Raw genomic sequence first — 26,350 nt, 5'->3', positions numbered from 1 at the left:
AACCGGATGTCAGGAATTTATCCGATGCCCGGAATTTGGATCGTATATTCAGCTTCCTGCGGAAATGAGCGGCCGGGTGCGGCGCAGGAAGATGTTCAGCTCTTCTGCGTTGCCGCGTTCCCAGACCATGGCGCGGGCCGGCTGGACAGAGGCGAAGATCGAAAAGACCCCCGGGCGCAACTGGATCAATTTGCCTGATCGCGTCTGGGCCCGATAGAAGCCGGCAAGCGATCAGTCAAATTTTCAATATATTTCCATGGGCAAATGCCTGGTGATTAGCTGGGTCCGAAACGAATTCTTAGGAACAGCCTCGCTACAACACGACATCCCTTAGCGAGGAATTATCATGCGCATTACCATCAAGGCCAAACTGGCCGCCGCCTTCGCTGCCGTCCTGACAATGTTGGGGGCAGTGGTGTGGCTGGCAATCACCAGTCTTTCTGCCGCAAACGAGCGAACGGAAGATTTAGTAGGAACCTACCATGAACGGGTCGAACTTTCACTGGGAATACAGGAATCGATGGCTCAGTTAGGTCGAGCGGTCGGCATTGTCATGATGGCGGATGATGACGCGGGACGGCGGGCCGGGATCGCACAGGCCGAGGCAGATAACGCAGAAATCGAACAATATTATAACGAACTCCTCCCGCTGAGTGGTGAGGATGGCCTTAAAATTCTTGAAGAATTCGCGGATAATCGCCAACGGGTTGAGGATACGCTGGAGCAGGTTTTTGCTCTTGCGCTGGAAGCAACCAATGCACAGGCGGCCGAGAAGTTGCATGGTGAAACGCGGGATGCCCTGCACATGACTCAGTCAGCCACCGACGCGACTGTTGCCGCAGCCTTGCGTAATCCTTCGGCAGATCCTGCGGAAATCCGGCTTCTGGCTGCTGATGTCAAATTCCATCTTCTGAATCAGGTGCGTCGGGTACAATACGCGACTACCATGACAGATGACGCTGAAAGGGTATCGCAAAGCGAAAAAGCGACCCAGTCCGGGACCGCGGCGCTGGCAGCGGTGGATGCTCTGGAAGTCGCATCCAAAGGTTACGCAAGGGCCGAGATTTCCCGGTTGCGCGATGCTGTCGAAACGCTGAGCAATGCGATGGCAGAGATTATGACCCTTGGACAGCGCAATAGCGAAACGAGGGCACAGGAACTGGTGACCGGGACCCTTTTGCCCTTGGCCCGGAACAACGAAGACCTGCTTGAACAATATGCACAGCGCAGCAATATGCTCATGCACGACTCGGTTGAACAAGCAGCCGGCGATTATCAGTCGAGCCGTGTTCTTTTGATGACCGGTGCGGGCATTGCGGCCTTTGTGGGAATTGTTGCCGCATTCTGGATTTCGATGATGGTCAGCCGTGGTCTGAGCCGTGCGGTCACAGTGGCGGAAGGGGTCGGCAAGGGCGATCTTTCGATTGATGCCAAGCCTACCTCCAATGACGAAATCGGCGATCTGCTGGGTGCGATGGATCGGATGAACAGTTCGATGCGCGAGATCACCAGTGTCGCCGAAGAGATCAGCAAAGGAAACCTGACCGTCACCACCCGTCGGCGCTCTGACCAGGATTCCCTGGGAATCGCGCTGGAGCAGATGCTTGAGAAATTGCGCGATGTGATCGCGAATGCCAATGTAAGCTCTGATGGCGTCGCCGAAGGTGCGCAGGCCATGTCGGTCACCGCAGAGGAACTCAGCCACGGCTCTACCCAACAGGCTGCCGCAGCGGAACAGGCATCCGCTTCCATGGAAGAGATGACCGCCAACATCCGCCAATCCTCGGATAATGCGGCGCAAACGGAAAAGATCGCGACGCAATCGGCCAAAGAAGCCGCGCAGAGTGGCGAGGCTGTCGATGAGGCGGTGCGTGCGATGAAAACCATTGCCGAGAAGATCAACATCATCCAGGAAATCGCCCGTCAGACGGATTTGCTTGCCCTGAATGCGGCGGTCGAGGCCGCGCGCGCGGGTCAGCACGGCAAGGGCTTTGCGGTCGTCGCCTCGGAAGTGCGCAAACTGGCCGAACGCAGTCAGCAGGCTGCGGGGGAGATCAGCGAACTTTCCGGCCGCACGGTAGAGGTCAGCCAGAAAGCCGGTGAGATGCTGTCGGCACTGGTGCCCTCGATCCAGAGAACCGCGGATCTCGTGCAGGAAATCAGTGCCGCAGCGCGCGAACAGAATATTGGCGTGGAGCAGATCAATCAAGCAATTCGCGAACTTGACACTGTGATTCAGCAAAACGCGTCGGCTTCGACCGAAGCGGCAAACGTCTCCGCAAATCTGGCAACGCAGTCCGAACAGCTTCGCGGCGTCATTTCTTTCTTCCGGTTGGGCAATGGCGGATCCGTTTCGCTTCATGAAATGGCCTCCGCCCCGGCAATGGAAAGCGCGGAAATTTCGTCCATCACGCGCCGTGCCAATAACGACGCGCCCGCCATGGCGACCGCTCCGGCGGCAAGACGGGTCGCGAATGGAAGCGGGCGATCCAATGGCGTCGTGCTTGATCTGGGAGAAGATCAGATATCGGATGCCGAATTCGTCAGATATTGATAGATATCGATCCACTTCCACGGGGCCGGTGAAAACCGGCCTCATGTCATCTGAAAAGAGATCGGTCGATACCTGCCGGTCTCTTTTGCATTTGTATTCCTTGCCCGCTGAATCCGACATCGGGCGAACCCGTCGCAGATAGCCGCGAAAAGCCTTTGGAATCACCGTTAAGCTGTTCCGATTCTTTTTCAATCGGCGGGCAAAAGCCTTGATCCAGCGCTCCGGAACCCGCTTGTTTCGGAAGAATCGCGCCAATGAGGATTATTTTTCTTCAGATCCGGAAATATTTGGAATAACAATATACGACTAACTTGGTAGTCTTTATGGGAAAGGAGTTTCGTCATGATCAAAACCCTCCTCATTCCCGGTCTCGACGGTTCACCGGCCGCACATTGGCAGCATTGGTGGGCGGCGACCGATCCCACTGCCAAGATCGTCGAGCAATATTCCTGGTCCAAGCCATCGCCGGAAGCATGGCTTACCGAGATTGCGGCGGCGACACTGATCTATCCCGATTCGGTTCTGGTCGGTCATTCGCTGGGCGCTATCGCCATTGTCCGCCTGCTCTCGTCCTGGCCCCAGATCAAGATTGCGGGCGCCCTGCTGGTCGCCCCGGCAGAGCCCTCGAAAAGTGCCCGTACCGCGTCCTTCGGCCCGATCCCGAAACGGCCCCTGCATGACAAGGTGATCGTCGCCGCCAGCCGGAACGATCCGTGGATGGATCAGAAACAGGCCCGCAGCCTGGCGGATAGCTGGAAGGCCGATTTCATCGACATGGGCGATGCCGGCCATATCAATATCGCCTCCGGCTATGGACCCTGGGCGCAGGGCAAGGCTCTGCGTGAACAGCATTGGCCTCAGAAAGGAACCGCCCGGCCGCGCGTTTTCCTGCCGGTCGACCGCGCTCCGAAAGCCGTGGAGATACGCTGATGACGCAACGATCCGCGATAATGATCCGGCAGGCCGAACCGGCACTCATCCTTGGGACCTGCTATCTCACCCTGCTGGCATTCATCCTGTATTTACCACCAAACTGAGAGGAAAACACCGATGTTTCCCTGTTGCGCGTATGATCCGAACTTTCTCTTGTTCGCGATGGACAAGGACGGGATTGAACCGGCGCCCGATCACAGCGCCCTGACCGTTTCCGTCGCCCTTCTGGCCTTGGTCTGGACGGTCGGCCTTGCGATGGCGGTATCGTGATGGACGGGGCATACAGGCAAGATCATCGGGATGGGCAGCATGTCCTGATCATCGGAGGCGGCGCGAGCGGCGTTCTGATGGCCACCCATCTGCTGCGGCTTCCAAGCCGGGAGGTCAGGGTTACGATCATCGAACGGGCGGAACTGCTTGGCTGCGGCATCGCCTATGGCACCGATGATCCCGATCATCTGCTGAACACCCGCGCCTCGCAGATGAGCGCATTCCCGGATCAGCCGGACCATTTCGAACGCTGGCTGGCCGCTGAGGGTATTCCCGTTACCGGCATGAGCTTTGTCGATCGCGGCACCTATGGCCGCTATCTGGCCAGCCTTCTTGCCCCGTGGCGCGAAGAAGGTGCGGAAAGCGGGCGGCTTCACTGCATGCGCGGCGAATGCCTGCGTATCCTGGAAACGGATGGCGGAGTGGTCGCCGAATTTGATGACGGCAGAACCGCCCGGGCGGATCGGGCCATCCTTGCAACAGGTCACGCGGTCCCGTCAGAGCCACCCTATCCTTTGCGTGGCGGGTGGGATTTCAATCCGCCTGCCGATGCGGATGCGACCGTTGCCATCATCGGAACCGGCCTGAGCATGGTCGATCATGTGGCGACGCTTCTGGGGGCCGGCCACAAGGGGCCGATTTATTGCCTGTCGCGCCGCGGTCTGCTGCCGCAGCCCCATGCGGACACATATGCGCTTGGGCTTGAACAGCACAGGATTCCGCTGGGCGCATCGGTCAGCGAGACGATGCACTGGCTTCGCGGACTGGTCCGGCTTGCCGAGGCGCAGGGCGGAACCTGGCGGAACGCGGTCGATGCGATCCGTCCCCATGTCGCGAAGATATGGCACGCATGGTCTCTGGAAGACCGCGCCAGATTCCTGCGCCATGCTGCCGCGTGGTGGGAAGTGCATCGCCACCGGATGCCTCCGGTTTCGGCGAATCGGATGTCGCGGGCAGCGGCAAGCGGGCAGCTTTCCATCCTGCGCGGCCATTTCCAAAGCGCCGAGGAACGTGACGACGGGCGCATCGCCATGCGGATTGTCCCAAGGAAAAACGGCGGTCCTGAACAATTGGTCGCCGATCATGTGATCGACTGCCGGGGCATTCGCCGCAATCCGGTCGAACATGCGGTTCCGGTGGTTCGCGATCTGCTGCTGCGGCGTGCCGCACGGCTTGATCCGCTTGGCCTTGGCCTGGATACGACCACCTCGGCGCAAGTGATCGACGCGTCCGGCCAGACATCGCAGCGGATCTATGCGATCGGCCCTGCCGCACGGGGCGCATTGTGGGAGATCACGGCGATTCCCGACATCCGCGAACAAACCGCCAATCTGGCCCAGGACTTCTTTGGGCCAACCGATATCCATGCCGGCGAAAGGGTCTAAGTTTCTCCCAGAAGTGCAAAGAGCAAGCTGTTTACTCTCTCTGCGCGAGAATCTTTAGAATGGAGTAAGTACCTTCCGTCATCTATATCTTAATCACGATAGGAATAATCGTGTAAGAGGATAAAATGGCGGAAATCATCGGCTTTGCAGGAAGTGTCAGCATCCCGTCTCGCACCAGAGCGCTTGTTGACCTGGCGACACAACGAAGCGCGGATCTGTCAGGATTGAAAGGCGCGACCTTCGATCTTATCGATCTTGGCCGCCAGTTCGGGGCCACTCACGCACTGGCCGAGCTCGATTCGAGGACCCGTGCGATCATTGACCGGATTATCGCCGCGGATGCCCTTGTGGTCGGCAGCCCGGTCTACAAGGGCAGCTATACCGGCCTCTTCAAGCATCTGTTCGATCTGCTCGAACCCGAGGCGTTGAAGGGAAAGCCGGTCCTTCTGACCGCCACGGGCGGCGGGCATCGCCACGCGCTTGTCATCGAGCATCAGTTGCGCCCGCTGCTTGGCTTTTTCGAGGCAACAACAGTCGCAACCGGCGTTTATGCCTCATCCGAAGACTTTACCGACGGCCAGCTGACATCGCTGGCCCTGACCAAGCGGCTGGAAGATGCGGCGGGGCAACTGGCTTCGGCCATCGCCACGCGGATGTCCGTCAGGCAGCACGAACCCGCCTTTAGTCCGGCCTGAGAACCAGAACCCCATCAGTTCGTCCTGTTCCCGATCCGGTTCATCGCTGAACCGGCAACGGCGCGCTGCGCTCACTGAAAGGAGCTTTTCCCATGACTCAGCAAGATATCATCACCCACGGCACCCCGGTCCTTGAGACGCTGCAGGTCACGCCGGTCATCGGCGCCGAGATCCGTGGCGTGCAGCTATCGGGGGATCTTGACGATCTGGTCATCGACGAGATCAAGACGCTTGTCGCCCGCCACAAGGTCGTGTTCTTCCGCGATCAGCATCACCTTGACGATGCCGGTCAGGAAGCCTTTGCCTCGCGGTTGGGCGAATTGGTGGCACATCCGACCCAGCATGTCCGCAAAGGGACATCGAGCCTTCTCGAACTGGACTCGTCTCATGGCGGCCGGGCCGACCAGTGGCATACCGACATTACCTTCGTTCCGGCCTATCCCAAATATTCAGTGCTGCGTGGCGTGGTCATCCCGGAAACGGGCGGAGACACGATCTGGGCCAATACGAGCGCCGCATATGAGGCGCTGCCGCCCGCGTTAAAGCAGCTGGCCGACTCGCTGCGTGCGGTTCACAGCAATTCCTATGACTACGCGGCCCAGCGTCCGAAAGCGACAGAGGTCGAAAAGAAACATTACCGCGAGGTCTTCTCGTCCAAGGTCTTCCAGGCCGAACATCCGGTGGTGCGCGTTCATCCCGAAACCGGAGAACGGACATTGTTGCTGGGCAGCTTCGTGCAGCGCATTACCGGGCTGTCCCGATCCGATACCCACAAGATTTACGAGCTTTTCCAAGGCTATATCACCGCCCCCGAAAACACGGTTCGCTGGCGCTGGCGTGTCGGTGACATTGCGATCTGGGACAACCGCGCAACCCAGCATGTGGCGATCAACGATTATGGCGATGCCCATCGCGTCGTGCGGCGTGTGACCACCGAGGGCGATACGCCCGTAGGCATCGATGGCCGCAGGAGCGTCAAACTCGCCTGACCGTGACCTTTCACAATCTCACAGGACCCGAAATCATGACCAGACAGATCAAACTTGGCGCATTCCTGCCTGGCGGCGGTCAGCATGTGGCTGCCTGGCGTCACCCCGATCAGCCCGCCGATGGCGCCACGAATTTCGAGTTTCACAAGCAACTTGCCCTGACAGCGGAGCGCGGACTGTTCGATGCCTATTTCCTTGCCGATGGCCTTGCCGTCTCATTCGGCGGCGGGACCGAGGGCGGCAATGCCAAGGTCGCAGGCTTCGAACCTGTGACCCTGTTCTCTGCTTTGGCGCCATTGACCAAACATCTCGGCTTCATCGCGACGGCCTCTACAAGTTACGAAGAACCCTATAACACCGCCCGCAAATTCGCGTCTCTCGACCTGATCTCTGGTGGCCGGGCCAGTTGGAACGTGGTGACGACGGCAAGCGAGGCCGCAGCCCGGAATTTCAACTTTGCCGAACAGCCGCCACATGCAACCCGGTATCGCCGCGCACGGGAACATGTCGAGGTCGTCAAGAAGCTTTGGGACAGTTTCGAAGATGACGCCTTTATTCGCGACAAGGAAAGCGGTGTCTTTTACGATACGGACAAGATGCATTTCGCGGATCATGCGGGTGAGCATTTCAAGGTCAATGGCCCGCTGAATGTGCCTCGTTCACCGCAAGGCCATCCTGTCATCGTTCAGGCCGGTCAGTCCGAGGACGGAAGATCACTGGCCGCCGCGACGGCGGAAGTCATCTTTACCGCGCATCAGCGGCTGGACACGGCTCAGGAATTCTATCGCGACATCAAGTCCCGCGCCGCAGCCGAAGGGCGCAATCCGGATCATGTGCTGATCATGCCCGGTGTGTCGCCATTCGTCGGACGAACCGAGGAAGAAGCGCAGGAGAAATACGAGCGCCTCACGTCCTATATTCTGGAAGAGGATGGTATCGCGCTTCTGAACGGCCTGACCGGAGGAACGCTGGATCTGACGGGCCATGATCTCGACGGCCCCCTGCCTCCCGCCCCTCCGACCGAGGGCAACAAGTCGCGTCAGGTATTGCTTCGCCAGATCGCCGATGAAAACGGCTTCACGATCCGTCAGCTTTATCAATGGGTGGCGTCAGCACGCGGGCATTACACGATCATCGGCACAGCAGGGCAGATCGCTGATATGCTACAGGAGTGGTTCGAGAACGAAGCCGCGGACGGTTTCAACATCCTGCCGCCCTGGCTTCCGACATCGCTTGACGATTTCGTCGATCTGGTAATCCCCGAGCTACAGCGCCGCGGTCTGTTCCGCACCGCCTATGAAGGCCGGACCCTGCGCGAAAATCTTGGCCTGCCCATCCCCGTCAACGGATATGCGGCGGGTCGCAGAGTGGCCCAGGCCGCAGAATGACAGGAGCGAATATCAATGACCTATGACCTGACCGGTGCCGCGCAGCGGGTGCGTCCGAAATGGACCATTAGCGCCAAAGGTATTTCGCCTGTGCTTGGCAAGGCGGCTGCCGATTATGGCCTGATCTTCGCCTTTTTCGCAGGCTGGCAGATTGCCAGCACCGTCGGCTGGCTGAATCCGGCGGTATTTCCTCCGCTCGACCGCGTGGCACAAGCGCTTTGGAGCGGGATCACCTCGGGTGCCTTGCTGGACGATATCGCGATCTCGATCCAGCGGGCGGGCATTGCCTTTATTTCAGCGGTCGGTCTTGGCATCCCGCTTGGCCTTGTCATGGGACAGATCAAACCGGTGGAACGTGCGCTTGACCCGATCCTGCAGCTTTTCCGGCAAACCTCGGCACTTGCCCTTTATCCGGTCTTCATCCTGCTGCTTGGGCTGGGCGAAACCTCGAAAGTGTTCCTGATCTTCTGGGCGACGATCTTCCCGATCCTGCTGGCCACGATCGGCGGGGTCAAGGAAGTCGATGCGAAACTGATCGAGATGGCCCGCAGTTTCGGGGCGTCACGCGCGACCATCTTTCGCCGTGTGATCCTGCCGGCTTCCGTGCCGTCCATCTTTGTGGGTCTGCGGCTTTCGGCGACGACGGCGCTTCTGCTGCTGATCGCGGCAGAGATGATCGGCGCGAATAAGGGGATCGGTTTTCAGGTGATGAATGCCCAGTACAATTTCCAGATCCCCCTGATGTTCGCCGCAATCTTCCTGCTGGCCTTTCTTGGCCTTGCCGCGAATGCGGTTCTGGTGCTGCTGCAACGGCGTCTTTGCCGCTGGAGCGTCGCGAGCCAGTGACCTCCGGATTTCACAATAGGATAGACCCATGACCCACAGGTTCAGAAACTTTCTCTCCGCCGCGGGCGCCACGATCGTTCTGGCCGGCGCGGCACATGCCGAGGATGTCACCATGCGCTTCCTCGCCAGTCACGGCAGCATCGCCGCGCATGAACTGGCCCAGGAGCTTGGTTACTTCAAGGGCACCGGCGTCAGTGTCGAAAGTATCGGCTATGCCGGCGGCGGCCCCGAATCCCTTTTTGCCCTTGCCTCCGAAGACGTCGATATCGGCTCGGCCGCGACTTCTGCCGTGCTCAATTCCATCGCAAGCGGCAATGATTTTGTGGCGGCTTACCCCAGCAATGGCATCAATGATGAGGTGCAATCCATTTTCTATGTGCTTGAGGACAGCCCGATTCATTCGATCGAGGATATCGCGGGCAAGACCATCGCGGTGAACACGCTTGGCGCGCATCTTGACTATACGGTGCGCGAGGCGCTGCATTCGGTCGGCCTGCCGCAGAATGCCGCCAATCTGATCGTGGCGCCGGGCCCGCAGCTTGAACAGGTCCTGCGCTCGAAACAGGTGGATATCGCTGCATTCGGCTATTGGCAGACGACTTTCGAAGGGGTTGCCCACACGCAGGGCGGTTTGCGGGCCGTTTTTGACGATACCGATATTCTTGGCGATATCGCCGGTGGCTTTACCGTATTGCGCCGGGATTGGGCCGATGAGCATCCCGAAGCGGCCAAAGCCTTTATCGAGAAATCGGCCCTTGCGCTGGATTACGCGCGCGAACACCCCGAGGAAACCCGCGAGATCATGGCCCGCATGCTTGAAGAGCGTGGCGAGAATCCCGAGGTGGCGCAGTATTTCGCAGGCTATGGCATTCGCGAAGGCGGTTTACCTGTCGAGCACGACGTACAGTTCTGGATCGATGTCCTGGTTCGCGAGGGTGCCCTTTCCGAAGGACAGCTTGACGTATCCGACATACTTCTGATCACCGGCGACGAGGAAAAGACCGACAAGGAATCGGGCGCATGAGCGTTGCACAGATTTCCGCGAAAGGAGAGGTCACGATCCGCGACCTTTCCAAATCCTTCCGGATCGACGGCGATAGCCTGACGGTTCTGAAAGATATCAATCTCGACATTTCCGGCGGCGAAAGCCTTGCCATCGTGGGCGCCAGCGGTTCCGGCAAAACGACCTTGCTTCGCGTGCTGGCCGGGCTGACAGAGCCGGATTCCGGCAGCGTTCTGATCGATGGCGAACCGGTCCACGGGCTTGGCAAGGAACGCGCGGTGATCTTTCAGGAACCCCGGCTTCTGCCATGGCTCACGGTGCTTGGAAATGTTGCCTTCGGGCTGGAGGTTCAGGGCATCCCCGGCGACGAGGCCGCAGAACGGGCGCGGCATTATATCCGCCTTGTGGGCCTGGCCGAATTCGAGGGGGCATGGCCCCGACAACTTTCGGGCGGCATGGCCCAGCGGGTCGGCATCGCCCGCGCATTGACCGTTCAGCCCGAGATCCTGTTGCTGGACGAACCGCTGGGTGCGCTTGACGCCATGACCAAGATGACGATGCAGGAAGAGCTGGTTCGCATCTGGACGGAAGAAAGCGTGACCATGGTGCTTGTCACCCATGATCTCGAAGAGGCGATTTTTCTGGCTGACAGGGTGCTGGTGCTGCCGAAGACCAAGGATACCGCCATCCGCCTGATCGATATCGATCTGCCCCATCCCAGAGACCGCAGCGATCCCGACTTCGTCCGGAACCGGCGGCAGCTTATGGCGGAATTCGGACTTCATTGAAATGGCTCCGGCCGGCGGATGGCTGGCCGGAAGTTTCACATCGGGGTGCAGCATCATTCTCGAAAGGGCGGCATATCGCCGCCCTTTTCATATCAGGAACATTCCCGCTGGTCCGGGCCCGGTTCAGGCGACCCGGCCCGCCGTCACTTCTTCTTATAAGCGATACAATCCACCTCGACCTTGCAATCCACCACCATCGAGGATTGCACCGCGGCGCGGGCGGGCGGATGGTCTCCGAAATATTTCTCGAAAACGCCGTTGAAGCTCCAGAAATCGCGTGCATCGTCCAGCCAGACTCCGACGCGGACGATATCTTCGACGCCATAACCGGCATCCCTGACGATCTGCAGCATGTTCTCGATGGCGATATTGGCCTGCTCGGTAATGCCGTGACCAGTGACTTCGCCGTCACGCATCGGGGTCTGGCCCGAAACGTAAAGCCAGCCATCCGCTTCCGTCGCCTTGGCGAAGGGCAGCGATTTCTGTCCCGAACCTTTCGAAGCCCCGACACCGTGGCGTTTGATCGTCATACTATTCTCCATATTAACAGGGTTATTGATTAATCGCCCAGAAGCTGGCGGTCGTCGCCATCGCGATTGCTGACCAGTTCTTCCTTGATCCGCCGCAGATATTGCAACGATTTCTGGCGGTCGGCATAGGCTACGAGATTGGCAAGAATATCGATCACCGCCAGATAGGCATAGCGCGTCGAGGTCGGACGATAGATATTGACGCCCTCGGGCAGATCAATCGGAATCACGACCGAAGCCCGCTCGGCAACCGGTGATCCGCTTTGGGTAAGTGCAATGGTCAGCACGTTGTGGTGACGGTAAAGATCAAGGCACCGGACCAGTTCCACATCCCTGCCCGTCATTGATGACACGATCGCAACCGTATCGGGCGTTGCCGCCGCCGCCAGCATGACCGCCATCGCCTTGTCATTGGTGCTTTGCACATGGCAGCCAAGCCGGAACAAGCGGTTCTGAATCTCATTCGCGATCATGGAAGAATTCCCGCCCGCGCCGACCGCCTGAATGAAGCCGGCACCGCGCAGCAGCCGTGCCGCATCCTCCAGCCGGTCGTGATCAAGCTGATTATGCAGTGAAAACAGCGTATCCTGCGCCTTGACTACAATATCGTCGATGACTTCCGACACCGTCGTTGTCGGCAATTCCGGCTTCAGATAGCGCAGCCCGACATAGGTCATCCGCGCAAGCTGCACCTTGAAATCCGCAAAGCTCACACAGCCCAGACGCCTGCAAAACCGGGTGATCGTCGGCGGGGATACTCCAGCACGTTCGGCCAGTTCGTTGATTGTCGAGCCCGTGACGAAATCCACGTCATCCAGCACCAGAGCGGTGATTTTCGCGTCAAGCCTGGATCGGCTGCGCTCTTCGTCGGTCAGGGCATGAAACAGGTCCACAGGGATATTCCTGATTGGTATAATTGGCCGATAAGGAAAATAAATTACATAACCTTACTGTCGTCAAGCAAATCTGCTGGTATTTTATCCGAATCTACGTTGAAATATGAAAATTATATACATTACCTATCGCGCGCCCATAAACACGAAGGACATGACATGAGCTATCCATGGCCCAGGCCGGGAACCCCGATTTCCCAGATTCCGACGCCGATGCCGGTTATCGACGAAGCGATACTTGAACGGAATATCGCGCGGGCACAGAAATATCTGGATGATTGCGGCAAAAGCTTCCGCCCGCATATCAAGACCCACAAGATCCCGGCGCTTGCGAGGCAGCAGATCGCAGGCGGGGCGAACGGGATCAATTGCCAGAAGATCACCGAAGCCGAGGTTTTCGCGGATGCCGGGATCGACGATATCCTGCTTACATATCACATTCTCGGCCCCGCCAAGCTGGCACGGCTGAAGCTGCTGAACGACCGGGTCGCCAAGCTGACGGTCGTGGCTGACAGCAAAGCGGTGATCGACGGACTGGCCGCGACTTTCGATGCGTCGCGCCCTTTGCGGGTCATGGTCGAATGCGATACCGGCGGCAAACGCTGTGGTGTGCAAACCGCGCAAGCCGCGATTGAACTGGCCGAATATATCGTTGCGGCGCCGGGGCTCGAATTTGTCGGGCTGATGACCTATCCCGCACCCGGCGGGGCAGAGCAGGTCGAGACCTTCCTTGCGACCGCCATGCAGGGGCTGGATGCGAAGGGCATCCCCTGTCCGGTCCGTTCCAGCGGCGGATCGCCCGATCTTTACAAGGCGCATCTGGTGCCTTCGGCGACCGAGCATCGGGCCGGAACCTATATCTATAACGACCGCAGCATGGTGCGCGCCGGCCAATGCGGGGCCGATGATCTGGCGATGACCATTCTGGCAACCGTCATCTCGCGCCCTGCCGCGGATCGGGCGGTGCTGGATTCGGGATCGAAAGCCCTGACCTCGGATCTGCTGGGGTTCAGCGATTACGGGCAAATCCTCGGGGCCGAAGGCGCCCGGATCACCGGACTGTCGGAAGAACATGCCGTGGTGGATCTGACCGGGCATTCAGGAAAGTTCCCTTCCCTGGGCGAGGTCGTGCGAATCGTACCGAATCACACCTGTGTCGTCAGCAACCTGTTCGACCGGATGGTCTTTCACCGCGATGGTGTCGTGACCCGGGTCGAAGACGTCGCGGCGCGCGGCACGGTCTGGTGAACAGGACGGCGCGGTCGGTGTTCACGACCGACCGCGCCCATACAGACTGAAAATCTCCCTGTCGTGACCGGCGCAGTTTTCACTGCATGGCGCCGAATGGCTCCACTGAGCGTTATGCCCGGGGCATTTGCGCCTTCGAATTTTCATCCGACCAGATCACGACCAAAGATCGCCCCAATATCATCAGACGCATTTTATGAAAAGAATTTACCTTAATTTTCGGTAATTCCAAATTTTCTTGACATGATTTGCGAGATTACCGTAATTAATGTAAATTATTTACGTATTAGGGGTGTATTGTAATGGCAAACGATCACAGGATGATCGCATCCGGCACCGTGACAACGTCCCCAGCGACAGTTGCTCGCCGGTCATTCCGCATCTGTATTCTCGCGGTCTGATCATGCGCATCTTCACCGCATCCCTTGCGACCGAAACCAACACCTTCTCACCGGTGCCGACCGACATGAATGCCTTTCGCGCGGCATTCTTCGCCACCCCGGGGCAGCACCCCGAAACGCCGACATTATGTTCCGCCGTCGTGCCGATTCTGCGCAGGCGCGGGAAACAGGAAGGCTTTACCGTCATCGAAGGCACTTCTTGCTGGGCGGAACCGGCGGGACTGATCCAGCGCGCGACTTATGAGGAATTGCGGGATCAGATTCTTGATCAGATTCGCGCCGCCTTGCCGGTCGACGGCGTGGTGCTTGGGCTGCACGGGGCGATGGTCGCGCAGGATTACGACGACCCCGAAGGCGATCTGCTGGAACATGTACGCACCATCGTCGGCCCGGACGTCCTGATCTCGGCCGAATTCGATCCGCATAGCCATCTGACCCCGAAGCGTGTCCGGAACCTTGACCTGATGGCCGCCTTTCTGGAATTCCCGCATACCGATTTCGAGGAACGCGGCGAACATGTGGTCGAACTTTCCCTGCGTGCCCTGCGCGGTGAGGTGAAACCGGTCATCTCGAGTTTCGATTGCCGGATGATCACCATCTATCCCACCAGCCGCGAACCGATGCGGTCCTATGTGGACAGGCTGGCCGACATGCAGGGCAAGGACGGAATTCTGTCCATCTCGGTCATTCACGGCTTCATGGCGGGCGATGTCCCTGAAATGGGAACAAGAATCGTCGTCGTCACCGATAATGACCCTGCGGCCGGCGACGCATTGGCGAAACGGCTTGGCGAAGAGCTGTATCTGATGCGCCGCGATACCGTGATGCCCATGCTGGACACGGATGCCGGTCTGGATCACGCGCAGGCATTGCGCGGCCGGTATCCCGACAAGCCGGTGGTCATCGCGGATGTCTGGGACAATCCGGGCGGCGGCGTGGCGGGGGATGCCACCTATATCCTGCGCCAGATGATCGCGCGCGGCATGACCAATACGGGCGTGGCGACCATATGGGATCCCATCGCCGCCGGGTTCGCCCATGCGGCTGGCGAGGGCGCCGAGCTGGAGATGCGGATCGGCGGCAAGTCCTGCGCGGACGGGGGCGAACCGCTGGATCTGCGGGTCAGGGTGATGCGGGTTCTGGATGCGGGCTGGCAAAGCTTTCGCAACAGCCGGGTGACGCTTGGGCGCGCAGCGGTGATCCGCCCGGTCGGCACGCAACTGGACATTATCCTGATCACCAGCCGCACTCAAACCTATGAGCCCGATATCTTCACCAATGCCGGTATGGATTTTGCGACCAAGGACTACCTGCTCGTGAAATCCACGAACCATTTCTATGCCGGTTTCGCGCCGATCACCTCCGAGATCGTCTATATCGCCGCACCGACATCCTACCCCACCGATCCGGCAAAAACGGATTATCGCAAGGCCCGCCGGGATCTCTGGCCGCGGGTCGAGGATCCGCTTGGGCTGGAAGCAGAACCAAAAAACGAAACGTCTCAACAGGAAGCTTAATCATGAAAAAATCAGCACTCACGACAAGCACCATCGCATTGATCGCCGGGCTGGCGGGCACCGCATTGGCCGAACCGGGCGAAGATATCCTGACTGTCGCCACAATTGGCGAACCGCCCACGCTTGATGCGATGCAGACGCCGACCGATATCGTTCTGACCATCGATCAGCATATCTTCGAAACCCTGTTCACCTATGATGCGGCATGGCGCTCGGTTCCGCTGCTGGCGGCGGACATGCCCGAGATATCCGAGGACGGGCTGACCTATCGCATTCCGCTGCGCGAAGGGATGAAATTCCATGACGGCAGCGATTTCGACAGCGCCGATGTGGTTGCCTCGCTCGATCGCTGGATGAAGATCAACTCGAAGGGCAAAGAGGTTGCCGAGGTTGTCGAAAGCCTGACGGCCGATGGCGACAATGCCGTGGTTTTCAAGCTGAAATCCCGCTATGCGCCACTGCTTGCCACCATCTCGCAGGCGGCGATCATCCTGCCCTCGGAAAAAATTGCGGATACGCTGACGGAATTCGTCGGCACCGGCCCCTATCTGCTGAAGGAACGCAAGCCGGATCAATATATCCAGCTGGTCCGGTTCGAGGATTACAAATCGCCCGAAGGCGAGATCAGTAATTATGCCGGGAAGCGTGAGGCCATCGCGAAGGAAATTCATTTCGTCCCGGTTCCCGATGCGAATACCCGTGTCGAGGGGTTGATTTCCGGGCAATTCGATTTCGCGGATTCGCTGCCGGTCAGTGCCTATGAACGGGTAGAGGCCAGTGACAACGCCAAGCCGGTGATTTTCGAGAACTCCGGCTGGGCGTCGATGAATATCAACATGCAGGAAGGGCCTTTGACCAACAAAGACCTGCGTCAGGCCGTTCAGCTTGCCCTTGATCCCAACGACATGATGCTTGCCGCTTTCGGCGACGACCGGTTCTTCAGCGTCGACGGCTCGATTTTCCCGGAAGGTTATATCTGGCATACTGAAGAAGGCGTCGTCCGCTATGACGAGGCGGATCCCGAAGGGGCGGCAAAGATGCTCTCCGATGCCGGATATGACGGCACGCCCATCCGTCTGCTGACCAGCCGTCAGTATGAATTCCATTACAAGATCGGCGAAGTCGCCAAGGCCTATCTGGAGGCCGCGGGCTTCAAGGTGGATTTGCAGGTGGTGGATTGGGCAACCCTGACCGAGCGCCGCGCCGATCCGGGCAAATGGGATATCTTCATCACCCATTCGAATTTTCCCGGCGATCCGACCACGATCAACACAATCAACGACAATTATCCGGGTTGGTATGTGTCCGATCAGAAAGCACAGGCCGTGGCCACATATATGGAGGCGACCTCGGACGACGACAAGATCGCGGCATGGGCCGGCATCCAGACGGCGATCTATGACGATGCGCCGCTGTTCAAGGTCGGCAATTTCAATGGTCTGTCCGGTGTATCCAATACGGTCAGCGGCTATGAGCCGACCTATTGGCCGCATTTCTGGAACGTAACCCCAGCGGAGTAACTGCCATGAACCGGGTCGTTCGTGCTTTCGCAAAGCGCCTTTTCGGCATGCTGATCGTGCTGCTGATTGTCGCAACGCTTGTTTTCATCATTGTCCGGGTCACGCCGGGCGACCCCGCCGCTGTCATGCTTGGCTCTGATGCCACGCCTGCGGATATTGCCCAACTGCGCGAAAGGCTGGGGCTCGATGCGCCGCTGATCGTTCAATATGGGCATTTCATGCTGGGATTGCTGAAAGGTGATCTTGGCCATTCGATCTTCCTGAACCAATCGGTCGGGCAGGCCCTGCTTGCCCGCGCCGAGCCGACATTCTTCCTGACGCTGTTCTCGATCCTGATCGCCTCGGCCATCGCGCTGCCGGTGGGGATCCTGTCGGCGGTCAAGCGCGGGACGATCTTCGATCAGATCGTCGTCACCCTGACCATGGTGGCAGCCAGCGTTCCCAGCTTCTGGCTGGGTCTGATCCTGATTCAGGTCTTTGCGGTTCAATTGGGCTGGTTCCCTGCCTCGGGCTATGGCGGCCCCGCGACGCCGTTTTTGGATCGGTTAGGCCATCTGGTCCTGCCCGCCGTCGCTCTGGGCGTTGTCAATTCGGCACTGATCACGCGTTTTACCCGAGCGGCGATGCTGGACGTTCTGGGTGACGATTATGTCCGCACCGCCCGGGCAAAAGGCGCGAATGAGCGGCGGGTGGTGCTGAAACATGCCTTCCGGAACGCGCTGGTGCCGATCATTACGGTCATCGGCCTGTCCATCGCCATGCTGGTCGCGGGCGCCGTTGTGACGGAAACCGTCTTTGGCCTGCCCGGCGTCGGCAATCTTGTCGTCTCGGCGGTGTTAAGGCGCGATTATCCCGTGATTCAGGGCACGTTGCTGGTCGTCGCGGCAATCTATGTCCTGATCAATTTCATCGTGGACATGCTTTATGTCGTCGCAGATCCAAGGGTGCGGCTATGATCTCCAGATTCCTTGTCACGATCCGTCCGCTTCTGCGCAACCGCGCCGTTGTGATCGGCATGATCATCCTGACCACGGTCGTGCTGGCCGCAATTCTTGCCCCGCTGATCACGCCCTACGCACCAAACAAGCTTTCAATCGTCAACAAGCTGCTGCCCCCCTCGGCCGGGCATTGGTTCGGCACCGATGAATTCGGGCGCGATATCCTGTCCCGCGCGATATATGCGGGCCGGATTTCACTTCTGGTCAGCCTCGGGGTGGTGATCCTGTCCACCATTCTGGGGGTCATCCTTGGCGTCGCAGCCGGGTTCTTCCCGCGTCTTGATACGCCGATATCGCGGCTGCTCGACGCCATGATGTCCTTTCCCGATATCCTGCTGGCCATTGCATTGGTCGCGGCACTCGGGCCTTCACTCGTGACGGTCATCATCGCGCTTGGCATCACCTATGCGCCGCGGCTGGCCCGGATCGTGCGCGGCTCTACCCTTGTCCTGCGCGAAATGCCTTATATCGAGGCCGCAGTGACGCTTGGCCTGCCGACGCGGCAATTGCTGCTGCGCCATGTGCTGCTGAACCTCGCTTCGCCGATCCTGGTGCAGGCAACCTTCGTCTTCGCCTCGGCAATGCTGGCCGAGGCAAGCCTGTCTTTCCTTGGCGTGGGCGTTTCGACCGATATGCCGACATGGGGCACGATGCTGGCCTCGGGGCGCGAATATATGAACAACGCGCCCTGGCTGATGCTTTTCCCCGGCCTCGCCATCGTTTTCTCGGTCCTGTCGCTGCAACTTCTTGGCGACGGTCTGCGCGATCTGGTCGATCCACGCCTGACGAAGGAACGCTGATATGAATGACGTCCAGAACCAGCCGATCCTTGCGGTCGAGAACCTGACCACCTCGTTTCACACCCGCGACGGCTGGAAACCCGTCATCAGGGATATCAGCTTCCATATCGATGCGGGCGAAACCCTTGCCATCGTCGGTGAATCCGGCTCGGGCAAAAGCGTCACGGCGCTGTCAACCATGCGTCTTCTGCCGCGCGACAAATCCCGCATCGAAGGCCGGATCCTGCTGGAGGGCCGCGATCTGCTGAAAATCAGCGAGGCGGAAATGCGCGCGGTCCGCGGCGGCGATATCGGGATGATCTTTCAGGAACCGATGACCTCGCTCAACCCGGTATTCACCATCGGCAATCAGCTTGCCGAAGCTTTGGTCCTGCATCGCAGCATGTCATGGCGCGAGGCCGAGGCCGAGGCGCTGCGCCTGATGGAACGTGTCCGCATCCCCGCCGCCAAGGACCGGTTGCATGAATATCCGCATAAGTTCTCGGGCGGAATGCGCCAGCGGGTGATGATCGCCATGGCGCTGGCCTGCCGCCCCAAACTGCTGATCGCGGACGAGCCGACCACCGCGCTGGATGTGACCATTCAGGCCGAAATTCTGTTGCTGATCCGCGAGCTTCAGAAAGAAGAGAACATGGCCGTTCTGTTCATCACCCATGATATGGGCGTGGTGGCCGAGGTAGCGGACCGTACCCTTGTGGTGTTTCGCGGCGATATGGTCGAATCCGGGGAAACGGGCAGGATTTTCGCGAACCCAACCCAGCCCTATACCAAGGCCTTGCTGGCATCGATCCCGCGTCTTGGCTCGATGGGCGACGCCAGGGGTCCGCGGCGCTTTCCCGAGGTTGATCTGACGACCGGCATCGCCAGCGAAGGGCTCGAAATGGTCCGGACATCCCCGGAAACGAAACCGGTGGTCTCGGTTTCGAACCTGTCCATCCGTTTCGATCTGCCGCATGGCCGGATTCACGCCGTGGAAAATGTGTCCTTTCAATTGCATCCCGGCGAAACCCTGGCGCTGGTTGGTGAATCCGGTTGCGGGAAATCCACCACCGGCCGCGCGATCATGCGTCTGCAAAAGCCGACCAAGGGGAATATCTTCATCGGCGACAAGGATATCGCCGATATCTCGGGGCAGGAACTGCGCCGGTTGCGCCGTTCCGCGCAGATGATCTTTCAGGATCCCTTCGCGTCACTGAATCCGCGCATCAAGATCGGCGATGCCATCAAAGAACCGATGTTGTCGCATCGCCTGATGTCCAGATCAGAGGCAAAGGATCGGGTGGCGACCCTGTTGTCGCAGGTTGGCCTGTCGCCCGACATGGCGGAACGCTTCCCGCATGAATTTTCGGGCGGTCAGCGGCAGCGCATCTCGATTGCCCGCGCATTGGCGCTTAGCCCGCAGGTGATCGTCGCGGATGAGGCGGTTTCGGCACTGGATGTATCGGTCAAGGCGCAGGTCTCGAACCTGCTTCTGGATCTTCAGGCGGAACATGATCTGGCCTATCTGTTCATCTCGCATGACATGTCGGTGGTTGAACGGATCAGCCACCGGGTTGCGGTGATGTATTTCGGAGAAATCGTCGAGATCGGGCCGCGGGCCGCAATCTTCGACAACCCGCAGCATCCCTATACCCAGCGGCTTATCGCCGCCGTACCCATCCCCGACCCGTCGCGCAGGGCGATCATGCAGCCCGCCGATTCCCCCGAAATTCGCTCGCCCGTGCGGCCGATGGATTATGTCCACCCGACCCGGCAATACCGCGAGGTTTCGCCCGGCCATATGGTCCAATTGGACGATCATGTCGGGGCGGCATAAACCCGGTGCCGGTGAAGCCCAGGGCAGCGGAACGCAAAGAACAAGCTGCGGCATTTCCGATAGGTGTCGCAGCTGGCCGGACCCGCTTCCTCCCCTTCTTCTTTGTCCAAATACCTCGGGGGTCCGGGGGCAGTGCCCCCGGCCGTCGCGGGACGCAAATGACCGGCATTTCCTGTTCCACGCGACCCGGCGCTAGTGCAGATGCCGTAACTTGTCGGGATTTCGCATGATATAGATTGCGATCACCCTGCCCTCTTCGATCTCCAGCGCGGTTGTCTGAATCTCGCCATCCGCTTCCCTCGTGACGAAACCCGGCAGCCCGTTGACCAACCCGACCCGCAGCAGCGCCGAGCCGTTTCGCAGGTAATGGGTGGCCAGATATTCGTGCAGGTTCAGCACGGCATCGTAACCAAAGATGGGCCGTTTTGCGGCAGGGCGCTTGCCGCCGCTATCGGTATGAAAGCTGACATCGGCCGCCAGCATATCGCCCAGCACTTTCATATCGCCGCTGCGCGAGGCCTTGAAAAAGGCTTCCGCGAACTCAAGCCCGCGCTGTTTCCCGATCTGGAAGCGGGGGCGGGCATTGCGGACATGGCCGCGCGCCCGGACCGCAAGCTGGCGGCAGGCTGCCGGTTCCCGCTGGATGGTGGCGGCGACTTCCTCGAAATCCATCCCGAACACGTCATGCAGCAGGAAAGCCGCCCGTTCCAAAGGCGAAAGGCGTTCCAGTGCAAGCATCAGCGGCAGGGTGATATCCTCCTCTTCGTCCTCTTCATCAAGGACAGGATCGGGAAGCCATGGCCCGATATAGGTCTCGCGCTGGCGGCGCGCCGATTTCAGCTGATCCAGGCAAAGCCGCATGACCATGCGGCGCAGATAGGCCTCGGGCTCGCGCACCTCGCTGCGGTCGGCCTTCATCCAGCGGATGAAGGCCTCCTGCACCATATCCTCGGCATCGGCGACAGAGCCAAGCATACGGTAAGCGACCCGCATGAGCGTTGGACGCAACGGATCGAAACGGATCGTTGCACCCTCTTGCCCTGCCTCTGCCATCAGGCGACCGCCCGGGTTTTGGCCCAAAGGGTCCTTGCATCCTTCGGGTCGATAAACCCGCCGAAGCCAACTGATATGCGGTTCCAGCCATTGATGATGTTGATGATCAGGGTCAGCTTCACGCGCTCCTCTTCGGTGAAATGCGCCTCCAGAGCGGCATAGGCCTCTTCATGCCGGTGCGCTTCCGAAAGCCGGGTCAATGCCTCGGTCCAGCCAAGCGCGGCGCGTTCGCGATCGCTATAGCAAGGCGCTTCGCGCCATGCCGACAACAGGTAGATACGCTGTTCGGTCTCTCCCTGCTCGCGGGCCTCGATGGTATGCATGTTGATGCAATTGGCACAGCCATTGATCTGCGAGGCGCGGATTTTGACCAGTTCGGTCAAACTCGGCTCAAGGCTCTGATTGATGGCGACCGAAATCTTGTACCAGCTTGTCATAAGATCGGGTGCCGCGGCTACGGGGTTCAGTTTGGCAGTCATGGTTCGGTTCCTTCTGTTGGTTCCGATACTGATGACGATTCAGGATCCGCAGATGTGACATGCGTGCAGAAAATATTTGTGCCGGCCAACCAATGCCACCCGAAACGGCAAGCAGGCAACCCATATCTTCGCCTGAATCAGACAGTTTGAGAACTGTCTGCGCCCTGCGTTTCTCGGCACGAATTTGCTGGAAACCGCGCTGCCTTACTTCGGAGTTGACTCGAATCAATTTATCTCAAAAATCACGATCAAGAATATCGTGATTCTGTTATCAACGAACAAACATTGCCCGGACTCCCGGCATATCGGAATGCAACTTCAAGAAGGACGCAGAATATGAACTCCTTGCTCGGAGCAATTTCAAAATTCGCGCTTGCCGGCACGGTTGCCGCCGGCATGATGATTTCCGCAGCCCATGCAGAGGATAAGACAGTCCGTATCGGTTTCCAGAAATACGGAACCCTGATCCTTGTGAAGGCGCAGGGCCTGCTGGAAGAAAAGCTGGAACCGCAGGGCTATACGATCGAATGGACCGAATTCCCCGCCGGGCCGCAACTGCTTGAGGCAATGAATGTCGGCGCCGTCGATTTCGGCACGACGGGCGAAGCCCCGCCGATCTTCGCGCAGGCTGCGGGTGCGCCGCTCGTCTATGTCGGGGTCGAGCCGCCGGCGCCGAAAGCCGAGGCGATCCTTGTTCCCGAAGACAGCCCCCTTCAGACGGTCGCCGATCTGAAGGGCAAGACCGTGGGGCTGAACAAGGGGTCGAATGTTCACTATCTGCTGGTGAAGGCGCTTGAAGCCGCGGGCCTCTCTTATTCGGATGTCGAGGTTGCCTTCCTGACCCCTGCGGATGGACGGGCGGCCTTCGAGAAAGGGGCCCTTGACGCCTGGGTGATCTGGGAGCCGTTCCTGGCTGCAGCAGAAGCCGCAACCGGGGCGCGGCAACTCACCGATGGCACGGATATTGTCGAAAACCGGGAATATTATCTTGCCTCCCGTGATTTCGTCGATGGCGATCCGGCGGCTGTCGACGCCATCCTTGAAGCGATCGATGAGGTTGATGACTGGATCAACGAGAATCACAGTGAGGTCGCCGAGCAATTCGCGCCCTCTGTGGGCATGCCCGCGGAAATTCTGAACGTCGCGGTAGAGCGGCGGACCTATGGGGTGGAGCCGATCACCCCCGAGATAATCGCGGCGCAGCAAGCGATCGCCGACGTTTTCTTTGAACTTGAGCTCATTCCAACCGCGATTTCGATCGCGGACGCCGCCAAGGAGGGCGAGTCGTGAGTATTTCGCAGAACATCCCGTCCAGCGTGAATGTCTTTTGGTTCATCCCGACTCATGGCGATGGCAGGTATCTTGGAACCGCCACCGGAGGCCGGGCCACGGATCTTGATTATCTCAGCCAGATCGCGCGTGCTGCCGATCAGCTTGGCTATTACGGTGCGCTTCTGCCGACCGGGAAAAGCTGTGAAGACGCCTGGATCGTCGCCTCGACGCTGGTGCCGCTGACCAGACAGCTGCGTTTCCTTGTGGCCGTGCGGCCCGGGCTGCAACCGCCGACGCTTGCAGCGCGCATGACCGCGACCCTCGACCGGCTTTCGGGTGGACGGCTGCTGATCAATGTCGTGACCGGCGGTGACCCGATCGAGAACAAGGGCGATGGCATTTTCATGAGCCATGCCGAGCGTTACGAGGTCACGCGGGAATTCCTGCATGTCTACAAGGCGTTGCTTGCCGGAGAAACCGTCACGACCAGCGGCAGGCATATTCGGATTGAAGACGGGCAGCTGCTGTATCCGCCGGTGCAGTCACCTAACCCGCCGCTTTATTTCGGCGGCTCGTCCGAGGCGGCAATCGATGTCGCGGCGGAAACGGTCGATAAATACCTGACCTGGGGCGAGCCTCCGGCAATGGTCGGCGAAAAGATCGCCAAGGTCAAAGCCGCGGCAGGCAAACTTGGTCGCAAGGTCAGCTTCGGCATTCGTCTGCATGTCATCGTCCGCGAGACCTCGGAAGAGGCATGGGCGGCGGCAGACCGGCTTATCGCCAATCTCGACGACGGGACCATTGCGCAGGCGCAATCGATCTTCGCCCGCATGGATTCGGTCGGCCAAAGCCGGATGAGCGCGCTGCATGGCGGCAAGCGCGACAAGCTTGTCGTCGGCCCCAATCTGTGGGCGGGCGTTGGCCTTGTGCGCGGCGGTGCCGGCACGGCGCTGGTCGGCTCGGCCGAGGAGGTCGCGGCGAGAATGGAAGAATATCGCGCGGTTGGCGTCGACAGCTTCATCCTGTCCGGCTACCCGCATCTCGAAGAAGCCTATCGCTTCGCCGAACTGGTGTTTCCGCTGCTGCCGCTGGCGCATGCCCCGGAACGCCCGGCGGTCGGCGTCAATACCGGACCATTCGGCGAGACCATCGCGAATGACCGGCGGCCGGCGGCGGCGACATCATGACTGCAGCGATGCTGAATCGGTTCCGTGGCGGGCGTTCGGCGGTGCTTCGGACGCTTGCGCCCTGGGCCCTGCCCCTCGTCCTTCTGATCGCATGGGAAATCATGGCCCGAAGCGGGCTTATCGAAAGCCGGCTTCTGCCCGCTCCAAGCGCCGTATTCGCGGCCTTCTGGGAAAGCCTCTGGAACGGCACGCTGCTGACCCATACCGCGATCTCGACCGAACGCGCGTTCAAGGGCCTTCTCATCGGAGGCGGTATCGGTTTCGTGCTTGGCGTTCTGTGCGGCATCTCGCGTCCTGCCGAAACGATGTTCGACTCCTCGATGCAGATGCTGCGGAACGTGCCGCATCTGGCGATCATCCCGCTGGTGATCATGTGGTTCGGTATCGGCGAGGAGGCGAAAATCTTCCTTGTGGCCATTGGCAGCGCCTTTCCGATCTATCTCAATACCTTCCACGGCATCCGCACGGTCGATAGCGGCCTGATCGAGATGGCGCGGGTATATGGGCTGGGCCGTTTCGCACTGTACTGGCGGGTCATCCTGCCCGGGGCGATGCCCTCGATCCTGGTCGGATTGCGCTATGCGCTTGGCATCATGTGGCTAACATTGATCGTGGCGGAAACGATCTCGGCCAGTTCCGGCATCGGCTATATGACGATGAATGCCCGCGAATTCCTGCAAACCGATATCGTCGTACTTGGGATCATCGTCTACGCGCTGCTTGGCAAACTTGCCGACTCGGCGACGCGCGCGCTTGAGTCAAAGGCACTCGCCTGGCACCCGGCCTATCAGGCAACGGAAAGGACCACAGGATGAATATGAGCGCGGCCATTTCACCGGTCAGAACCGATATCCGGGAACCGCAATCGAAACACCCGTCGAAGGCCCAGTCGATCGTGATCGACGGCATGAGCAAATCCTTCGGCGACCGGCGCGTGCTTTCGGATATCGACCTTGCCATTCCGGCGGGGCAATTCGTGGCGATCGTCGGCCGTTCCGGCTGCGGAAAATCGACGCTTCTGCGCCTGATCGCGGGACTTGATCAGGCGACCGCGGGAAAGATCATCGTCGGTGACCGGACCGTCGAGTCGCTCCAGCCAAGCACCCGCCTGCTGTTTCAGGATGCGCGGCTGCTTCCGTGGCAGCGGGTGATCGGCAATGTCGGCATCGCCCGTCACGACGGTTGGCGCAAGGCGGCGGCGGTTGCGCTTGAAGATGTCGGGCTGGCAGACCGGGCGAATGATTGGCCTGCGGTGCTTTCGGGCGGCCAGCGTCAGCGGGTCGCCCTGGCGCGCGCGCTGGTCAGCGATCCCGGCGTCCTGCTGCTTGACGAACCCTTCGGCGCACTTGACGCGCTTACCCGTGGCGAGATGCACCGCCTGCTTGAACGGATCTGGCAGGAACATGGTTTCACGACCGTCCTGATCACCCATGACGTTTCCGAGGCGCTCAGGCTTGCTGACCGGGTGATCGTGCTGCGCGATCAGGGCGTAGCGCTGGACGTGCAGGTAGAGCTTCCGCGTTCCCGCCGCGACATCGGAGACGCCGCCACGATGACGCTGCGATCCCGCATCCTCGCCGAGGTCTGAGCCGGTCAATACCACGGGTAGGCGCATTGCGTATCCGCCCCCTGAAACCGGGATTACATGCCGCCGCGGCACAGGAACCGCGCGGCGCAACCTGTTTGCACGCGCGTCACGAACAGGGATGTTGCCGCGCGATCCTGCCAGTTCCTTCAATTGACTGGTCGCCGGGGTTGACAGCAGGCAAGTCTGGGCATTGACTG

24 protein-coding genes are annotated in these 26,350 nt (G+C 59.7%); 20 read left to right on the top strand and 4 right to left on the bottom strand.

Annotation, left to right across the window (positions count from 1 at the left end):
• Positions 1 to 346: 346 nt before the first annotated feature.
• The 10 genes from D3P04_RS00625 (at position 347) to D3P04_RS00585 (ending at position 10,851) form a co-directional block, all read left to right on the top strand.
• Positions 347 to 2,554, top strand: a complete 2,208-nt coding sequence (locus D3P04_RS00625) for a HAMP domain-containing methyl-accepting chemotaxis protein (RefSeq protein ID WP_119744896.1) — start codon at positions 347 to 349, stop codon at positions 2,552 to 2,554.
• Between the two features lie 342 nt (positions 2,555 to 2,896).
• Complete coding sequence (locus tag D3P04_RS00620) at positions 2,897 to 3,484, top strand: RBBP9/YdeN family alpha/beta hydrolase (protein ID WP_119744894.1); 588 nt, start codon at positions 2,897 to 2,899, stop codon at positions 3,482 to 3,484.
• A 120-nt stretch (positions 3,485 to 3,604) separates the two neighbouring features.
• On the top strand, positions 3,605 to 3,757 hold the full coding sequence (locus D3P04_RS23205) for a hypothetical protein (RefSeq protein WP_182912688.1): 153 nt from the start codon (positions 3,605 to 3,607) through the stop codon (positions 3,755 to 3,757).
• Positions 3,757 to 5,142 carry an FAD/NAD(P)-binding protein gene (locus tag D3P04_RS00615; protein WP_119744892.1) on the top strand — a complete coding sequence of 462 codons (1,386 nt, stop codon included), beginning with the start codon at positions 3,757 to 3,759 and terminating at the stop codon, positions 5,140 to 5,142. Before D3P04_RS23205 ends, D3P04_RS00615 begins: the two co-directional genes overlap by 1 nt.
• Positions 5,143 to 5,267: 125 nt before the next feature.
• Positions 5,268 to 5,837, top strand: a complete 570-nt coding sequence (msuE, locus tag D3P04_RS00610; protein ID WP_119744890.1) for an FMN reductase — start codon at positions 5,268 to 5,270, stop codon at positions 5,835 to 5,837.
• A 92-nt stretch (positions 5,838 to 5,929) separates the two neighbouring features.
• Positions 5,930 to 6,826 (top strand): TauD/TfdA dioxygenase family protein, encoded by an 897-nt coding sequence (locus tag D3P04_RS00605; RefSeq protein WP_119744888.1) that lies wholly within the window; start codon positions 5,930 to 5,932, stop codon positions 6,824 to 6,826.
• Positions 6,827 to 6,861: 35 nt separating this feature from the next.
• On the top strand, positions 6,862 to 8,214 hold the full coding sequence (locus D3P04_RS00600; RefSeq protein WP_119745570.1) for an LLM class flavin-dependent oxidoreductase: 1,353 nt from the start codon (positions 6,862 to 6,864) through the stop codon (positions 8,212 to 8,214).
• Between the two features lie 15 nt (positions 8,215 to 8,229).
• Entirely contained in the window at positions 8,230 to 9,060 is an 831-nt protein-coding gene (locus tag D3P04_RS00595) for an ABC transporter permease (RefSeq protein ID WP_119744886.1), read from the top strand.
• 28 nt (positions 9,061 to 9,088) lie between these two features.
• Entirely contained in the window at positions 9,089 to 10,084 is a 996-nt protein-coding gene (locus tag D3P04_RS00590; protein ID WP_119744884.1) for an ABC transporter substrate-binding protein, read from the top strand.
• Complete coding sequence (locus D3P04_RS00585) at positions 10,081 to 10,851, top strand: ABC transporter ATP-binding protein (protein WP_119744882.1); 771 nt, start codon at positions 10,081 to 10,083, stop codon at positions 10,849 to 10,851. Before D3P04_RS00590 ends, D3P04_RS00585 begins: the two co-directional genes overlap by 4 nt.
• Before the next feature lie 143 nt (positions 10,852 to 10,994).
• On the opposite strand, the gene D3P04_RS00580 is transcribed toward D3P04_RS00585, so the two are convergent.
• Both D3P04_RS00580 and D3P04_RS00575 read right to left on the bottom strand, forming a co-directional pair.
• Positions 10,995 to 11,381, bottom strand: coding sequence for a RidA family protein (locus D3P04_RS00580; RefSeq protein ID WP_119744880.1), 387 nt, complete (start codon positions 11,379 to 11,381; stop codon positions 10,995 to 10,997).
• A 29-nt stretch (positions 11,382 to 11,410) separates the two neighbouring features.
• Complete coding sequence (locus D3P04_RS00575; RefSeq protein ID WP_119744878.1) at positions 11,411 to 12,274, bottom strand: MurR/RpiR family transcriptional regulator; 864 nt, start codon at positions 12,272 to 12,274, stop codon at positions 11,411 to 11,413.
• 159 nt (positions 12,275 to 12,433) lie between these two features.
• Between D3P04_RS00575 and D3P04_RS00570 the strand changes: the two genes are divergently transcribed.
• The 6 genes from D3P04_RS00570 (at position 12,434) to D3P04_RS00545 (ending at position 20,574) form a co-directional block, all read left to right on the top strand.
• The gene (locus D3P04_RS00570; RefSeq protein ID WP_119744876.1) at positions 12,434 to 13,522 is read left to right on the top strand and encodes a D-TA family PLP-dependent enzyme; all 1,089 of its coding nucleotides are present in this window, start codon (positions 12,434 to 12,436) and stop codon (positions 13,520 to 13,522) included.
• 403 nt (positions 13,523 to 13,925) lie between these two features.
• Complete coding sequence (locus D3P04_RS00565; RefSeq protein ID WP_119744874.1) at positions 13,926 to 15,440, top strand: M81 family metallopeptidase; 1,515 nt, start codon at positions 13,926 to 13,928, stop codon at positions 15,438 to 15,440.
• A gap of 2 nt (positions 15,441 to 15,442) precedes the next feature.
• On the top strand, positions 15,443 to 16,960 hold the full coding sequence (locus tag D3P04_RS00560; RefSeq protein WP_119744872.1) for an ABC transporter substrate-binding protein: 1,518 nt from the start codon (positions 15,443 to 15,445) through the stop codon (positions 16,958 to 16,960).
• 5 nt (positions 16,961 to 16,965) lie between these two features.
• Positions 16,966 to 17,916 carry an ABC transporter permease gene (locus D3P04_RS00555; RefSeq protein ID WP_119744870.1) on the top strand — a complete coding sequence of 317 codons (951 nt, stop codon included), beginning with the start codon at positions 16,966 to 16,968 and terminating at the stop codon, positions 17,914 to 17,916.
• Complete coding sequence (locus D3P04_RS00550; protein WP_119744868.1) at positions 17,913 to 18,758, top strand: ABC transporter permease; 846 nt, start codon at positions 17,913 to 17,915, stop codon at positions 18,756 to 18,758. Before D3P04_RS00555 ends, D3P04_RS00550 begins: the two co-directional genes overlap by 4 nt.
• Position 18,759: 1 nt before the next feature.
• Positions 18,760 to 20,574 (top strand): ABC transporter ATP-binding protein, encoded by a 1,815-nt coding sequence (locus tag D3P04_RS00545; protein WP_119744866.1) that lies wholly within the window; start codon positions 18,760 to 18,762, stop codon positions 20,572 to 20,574.
• A 192-nt stretch (positions 20,575 to 20,766) separates the two neighbouring features.
• Here D3P04_RS00545 and D3P04_RS00540 read toward each other — a convergent pair whose 3' ends face one another.
• Positions 20,767 to 21,627, bottom strand: coding sequence for a sigma-70 family RNA polymerase sigma factor (locus D3P04_RS00540; protein ID WP_119744864.1), 861 nt, complete (start codon positions 21,625 to 21,627; stop codon positions 20,767 to 20,769).
• Positions 21,627 to 22,106: a carboxymuconolactone decarboxylase family protein gene (locus D3P04_RS00535; protein WP_119744862.1), complete on the bottom strand. Its 480-nt coding sequence runs from the start codon at positions 22,104 to 22,106 to the stop codon at positions 21,627 to 21,629. The genes D3P04_RS00540 and D3P04_RS00535 overlap by 1 nt, the downstream gene beginning before the upstream one ends.
• 336 nt (positions 22,107 to 22,442) lie before the next feature.
• On the opposite strand from D3P04_RS00535, the gene D3P04_RS00530 reads away from it, so the two are divergent.
• The 4 genes from D3P04_RS00530 to D3P04_RS00515 are packed head-to-tail and all read left to right on the top strand — an operon-like array spanning position 22,443 to position 26,153.
• Positions 22,443 to 23,396: a sulfonate ABC transporter substrate-binding protein gene (locus D3P04_RS00530; RefSeq protein ID WP_119744860.1), complete on the top strand. Its 954-nt coding sequence runs from the start codon at positions 22,443 to 22,445 to the stop codon at positions 23,394 to 23,396.
• Positions 23,393 to 24,565 (top strand): FMNH2-dependent alkanesulfonate monooxygenase, encoded by a 1,173-nt coding sequence (gene ssuD, locus D3P04_RS00525; protein WP_232844844.1) that lies wholly within the window; start codon positions 23,393 to 23,395, stop codon positions 24,563 to 24,565. Before D3P04_RS00530 ends, ssuD begins: the two co-directional genes overlap by 4 nt.
• An 8-nt stretch (positions 24,566 to 24,573) precedes the next feature.
• Positions 24,574 to 25,380, top strand: coding sequence for an aliphatic sulfonate ABC transporter permease SsuC (ssuC, locus tag D3P04_RS00520; protein ID WP_119745566.1), 807 nt, complete (start codon positions 24,574 to 24,576; stop codon positions 25,378 to 25,380).
• On the top strand, positions 25,377 to 26,153 hold the full coding sequence (locus D3P04_RS00515) for an ATP-binding cassette domain-containing protein (RefSeq protein WP_220475221.1): 777 nt from the start codon (positions 25,377 to 25,379) through the stop codon (positions 26,151 to 26,153). Before ssuC ends, D3P04_RS00515 begins: the two co-directional genes overlap by 4 nt.
• Positions 26,154 to 26,350: the final 197 nt, after the last annotated feature.

Source organism: Paracoccus onubensis, assembly GCF_003591515.1.
Taxonomy (GTDB): Bacteria; Pseudomonadota; Alphaproteobacteria; order Rhodobacterales; family Rhodobacteraceae; genus Paracoccus; species Paracoccus onubensis.
Note: the sequence above shows the minus strand (reverse complement) of the source record. Positions and strands in the feature narration are given on the sequence as shown.

Excerpts from the sequence above, each read along its gene's own strand:
- D3P04_RS00625 (WP_119744896.1), top strand. The coding sequence starts at position 347 with ATGCGCATTACCATCAAGGCCAAACTGGCCGCCGCCTTCGCTGCCGTC.
- D3P04_RS00620 (WP_119744894.1), top strand. The coding sequence starts at position 2,897 with ATGATCAAAACCCTCCTCATTCCCGGTCTCGACGGTTCACCGGCCGCA.
- D3P04_RS23205 (WP_182912688.1), top strand. The coding sequence starts at position 3,605 with ATGTTTCCCTGTTGCGCGTATGATCCGAACTTTCTCTTGTTCGCGATG.
- D3P04_RS00615 (WP_119744892.1), top strand. The coding sequence starts at position 3,757 with ATGGACGGGGCATACAGGCAAGATCATCGGGATGGGCAGCATGTCCTG.
- msuE (WP_119744890.1), top strand. The coding sequence starts at position 5,268 with ATGGCGGAAATCATCGGCTTTGCAGGAAGTGTCAGCATCCCGTCTCGC.
- D3P04_RS00605 (WP_119744888.1), top strand. The coding sequence starts at position 5,930 with ATGACTCAGCAAGATATCATCACCCACGGCACCCCGGTCCTTGAGACG.
- D3P04_RS00600 (WP_119745570.1), top strand. The coding sequence starts at position 6,862 with ATGACCAGACAGATCAAACTTGGCGCATTCCTGCCTGGCGGCGGTCAG.
- D3P04_RS00595 (WP_119744886.1), top strand. The coding sequence starts at position 8,230 with ATGACCTATGACCTGACCGGTGCCGCGCAGCGGGTGCGTCCGAAATGG.
- D3P04_RS00590 (WP_119744884.1), top strand. The coding sequence starts at position 9,089 with ATGACCCACAGGTTCAGAAACTTTCTCTCCGCCGCGGGCGCCACGATC.
- D3P04_RS00585 (WP_119744882.1), top strand. The coding sequence starts at position 10,081 with ATGAGCGTTGCACAGATTTCCGCGAAAGGAGAGGTCACGATCCGCGAC.
- D3P04_RS00580 (WP_119744880.1), bottom strand. The coding sequence starts at position 11,381 with ATGACGATCAAACGCCACGGTGTCGGGGCTTCGAAAGGTTCGGGACAG.
- D3P04_RS00570 (WP_119744876.1), top strand. The coding sequence starts at position 12,434 with ATGAGCTATCCATGGCCCAGGCCGGGAACCCCGATTTCCCAGATTCCG.
- D3P04_RS00565 (WP_119744874.1), top strand. The coding sequence starts at position 13,926 with ATGCGCATCTTCACCGCATCCCTTGCGACCGAAACCAACACCTTCTCA.
- D3P04_RS00560 (WP_119744872.1), top strand. The coding sequence starts at position 15,443 with ATGAAAAAATCAGCACTCACGACAAGCACCATCGCATTGATCGCCGGG.
- D3P04_RS00555 (WP_119744870.1), top strand. The coding sequence starts at position 16,966 with ATGAACCGGGTCGTTCGTGCTTTCGCAAAGCGCCTTTTCGGCATGCTG.
- D3P04_RS00550 (WP_119744868.1), top strand. The coding sequence starts at position 17,913 with ATGATCTCCAGATTCCTTGTCACGATCCGTCCGCTTCTGCGCAACCGC.
- D3P04_RS00545 (WP_119744866.1), top strand. The coding sequence starts at position 18,760 with ATGAATGACGTCCAGAACCAGCCGATCCTTGCGGTCGAGAACCTGACC.
- D3P04_RS00540 (WP_119744864.1), bottom strand. The coding sequence starts at position 21,627 with ATGGCAGAGGCAGGGCAAGAGGGTGCAACGATCCGTTTCGATCCGTTG.
- D3P04_RS00535 (WP_119744862.1), bottom strand. The coding sequence starts at position 22,106 with ATGACTGCCAAACTGAACCCCGTAGCCGCGGCACCCGATCTTATGACA.
- D3P04_RS00530 (WP_119744860.1), top strand. The coding sequence starts at position 22,443 with ATGAACTCCTTGCTCGGAGCAATTTCAAAATTCGCGCTTGCCGGCACG.
- ssuC (WP_119745566.1), top strand. The coding sequence starts at position 24,574 with ATGCTGAATCGGTTCCGTGGCGGGCGTTCGGCGGTGCTTCGGACGCTT.
- D3P04_RS00515 (WP_220475221.1), top strand. The coding sequence starts at position 25,377 with ATGAATATGAGCGCGGCCATTTCACCGGTCAGAACCGATATCCGGGAA.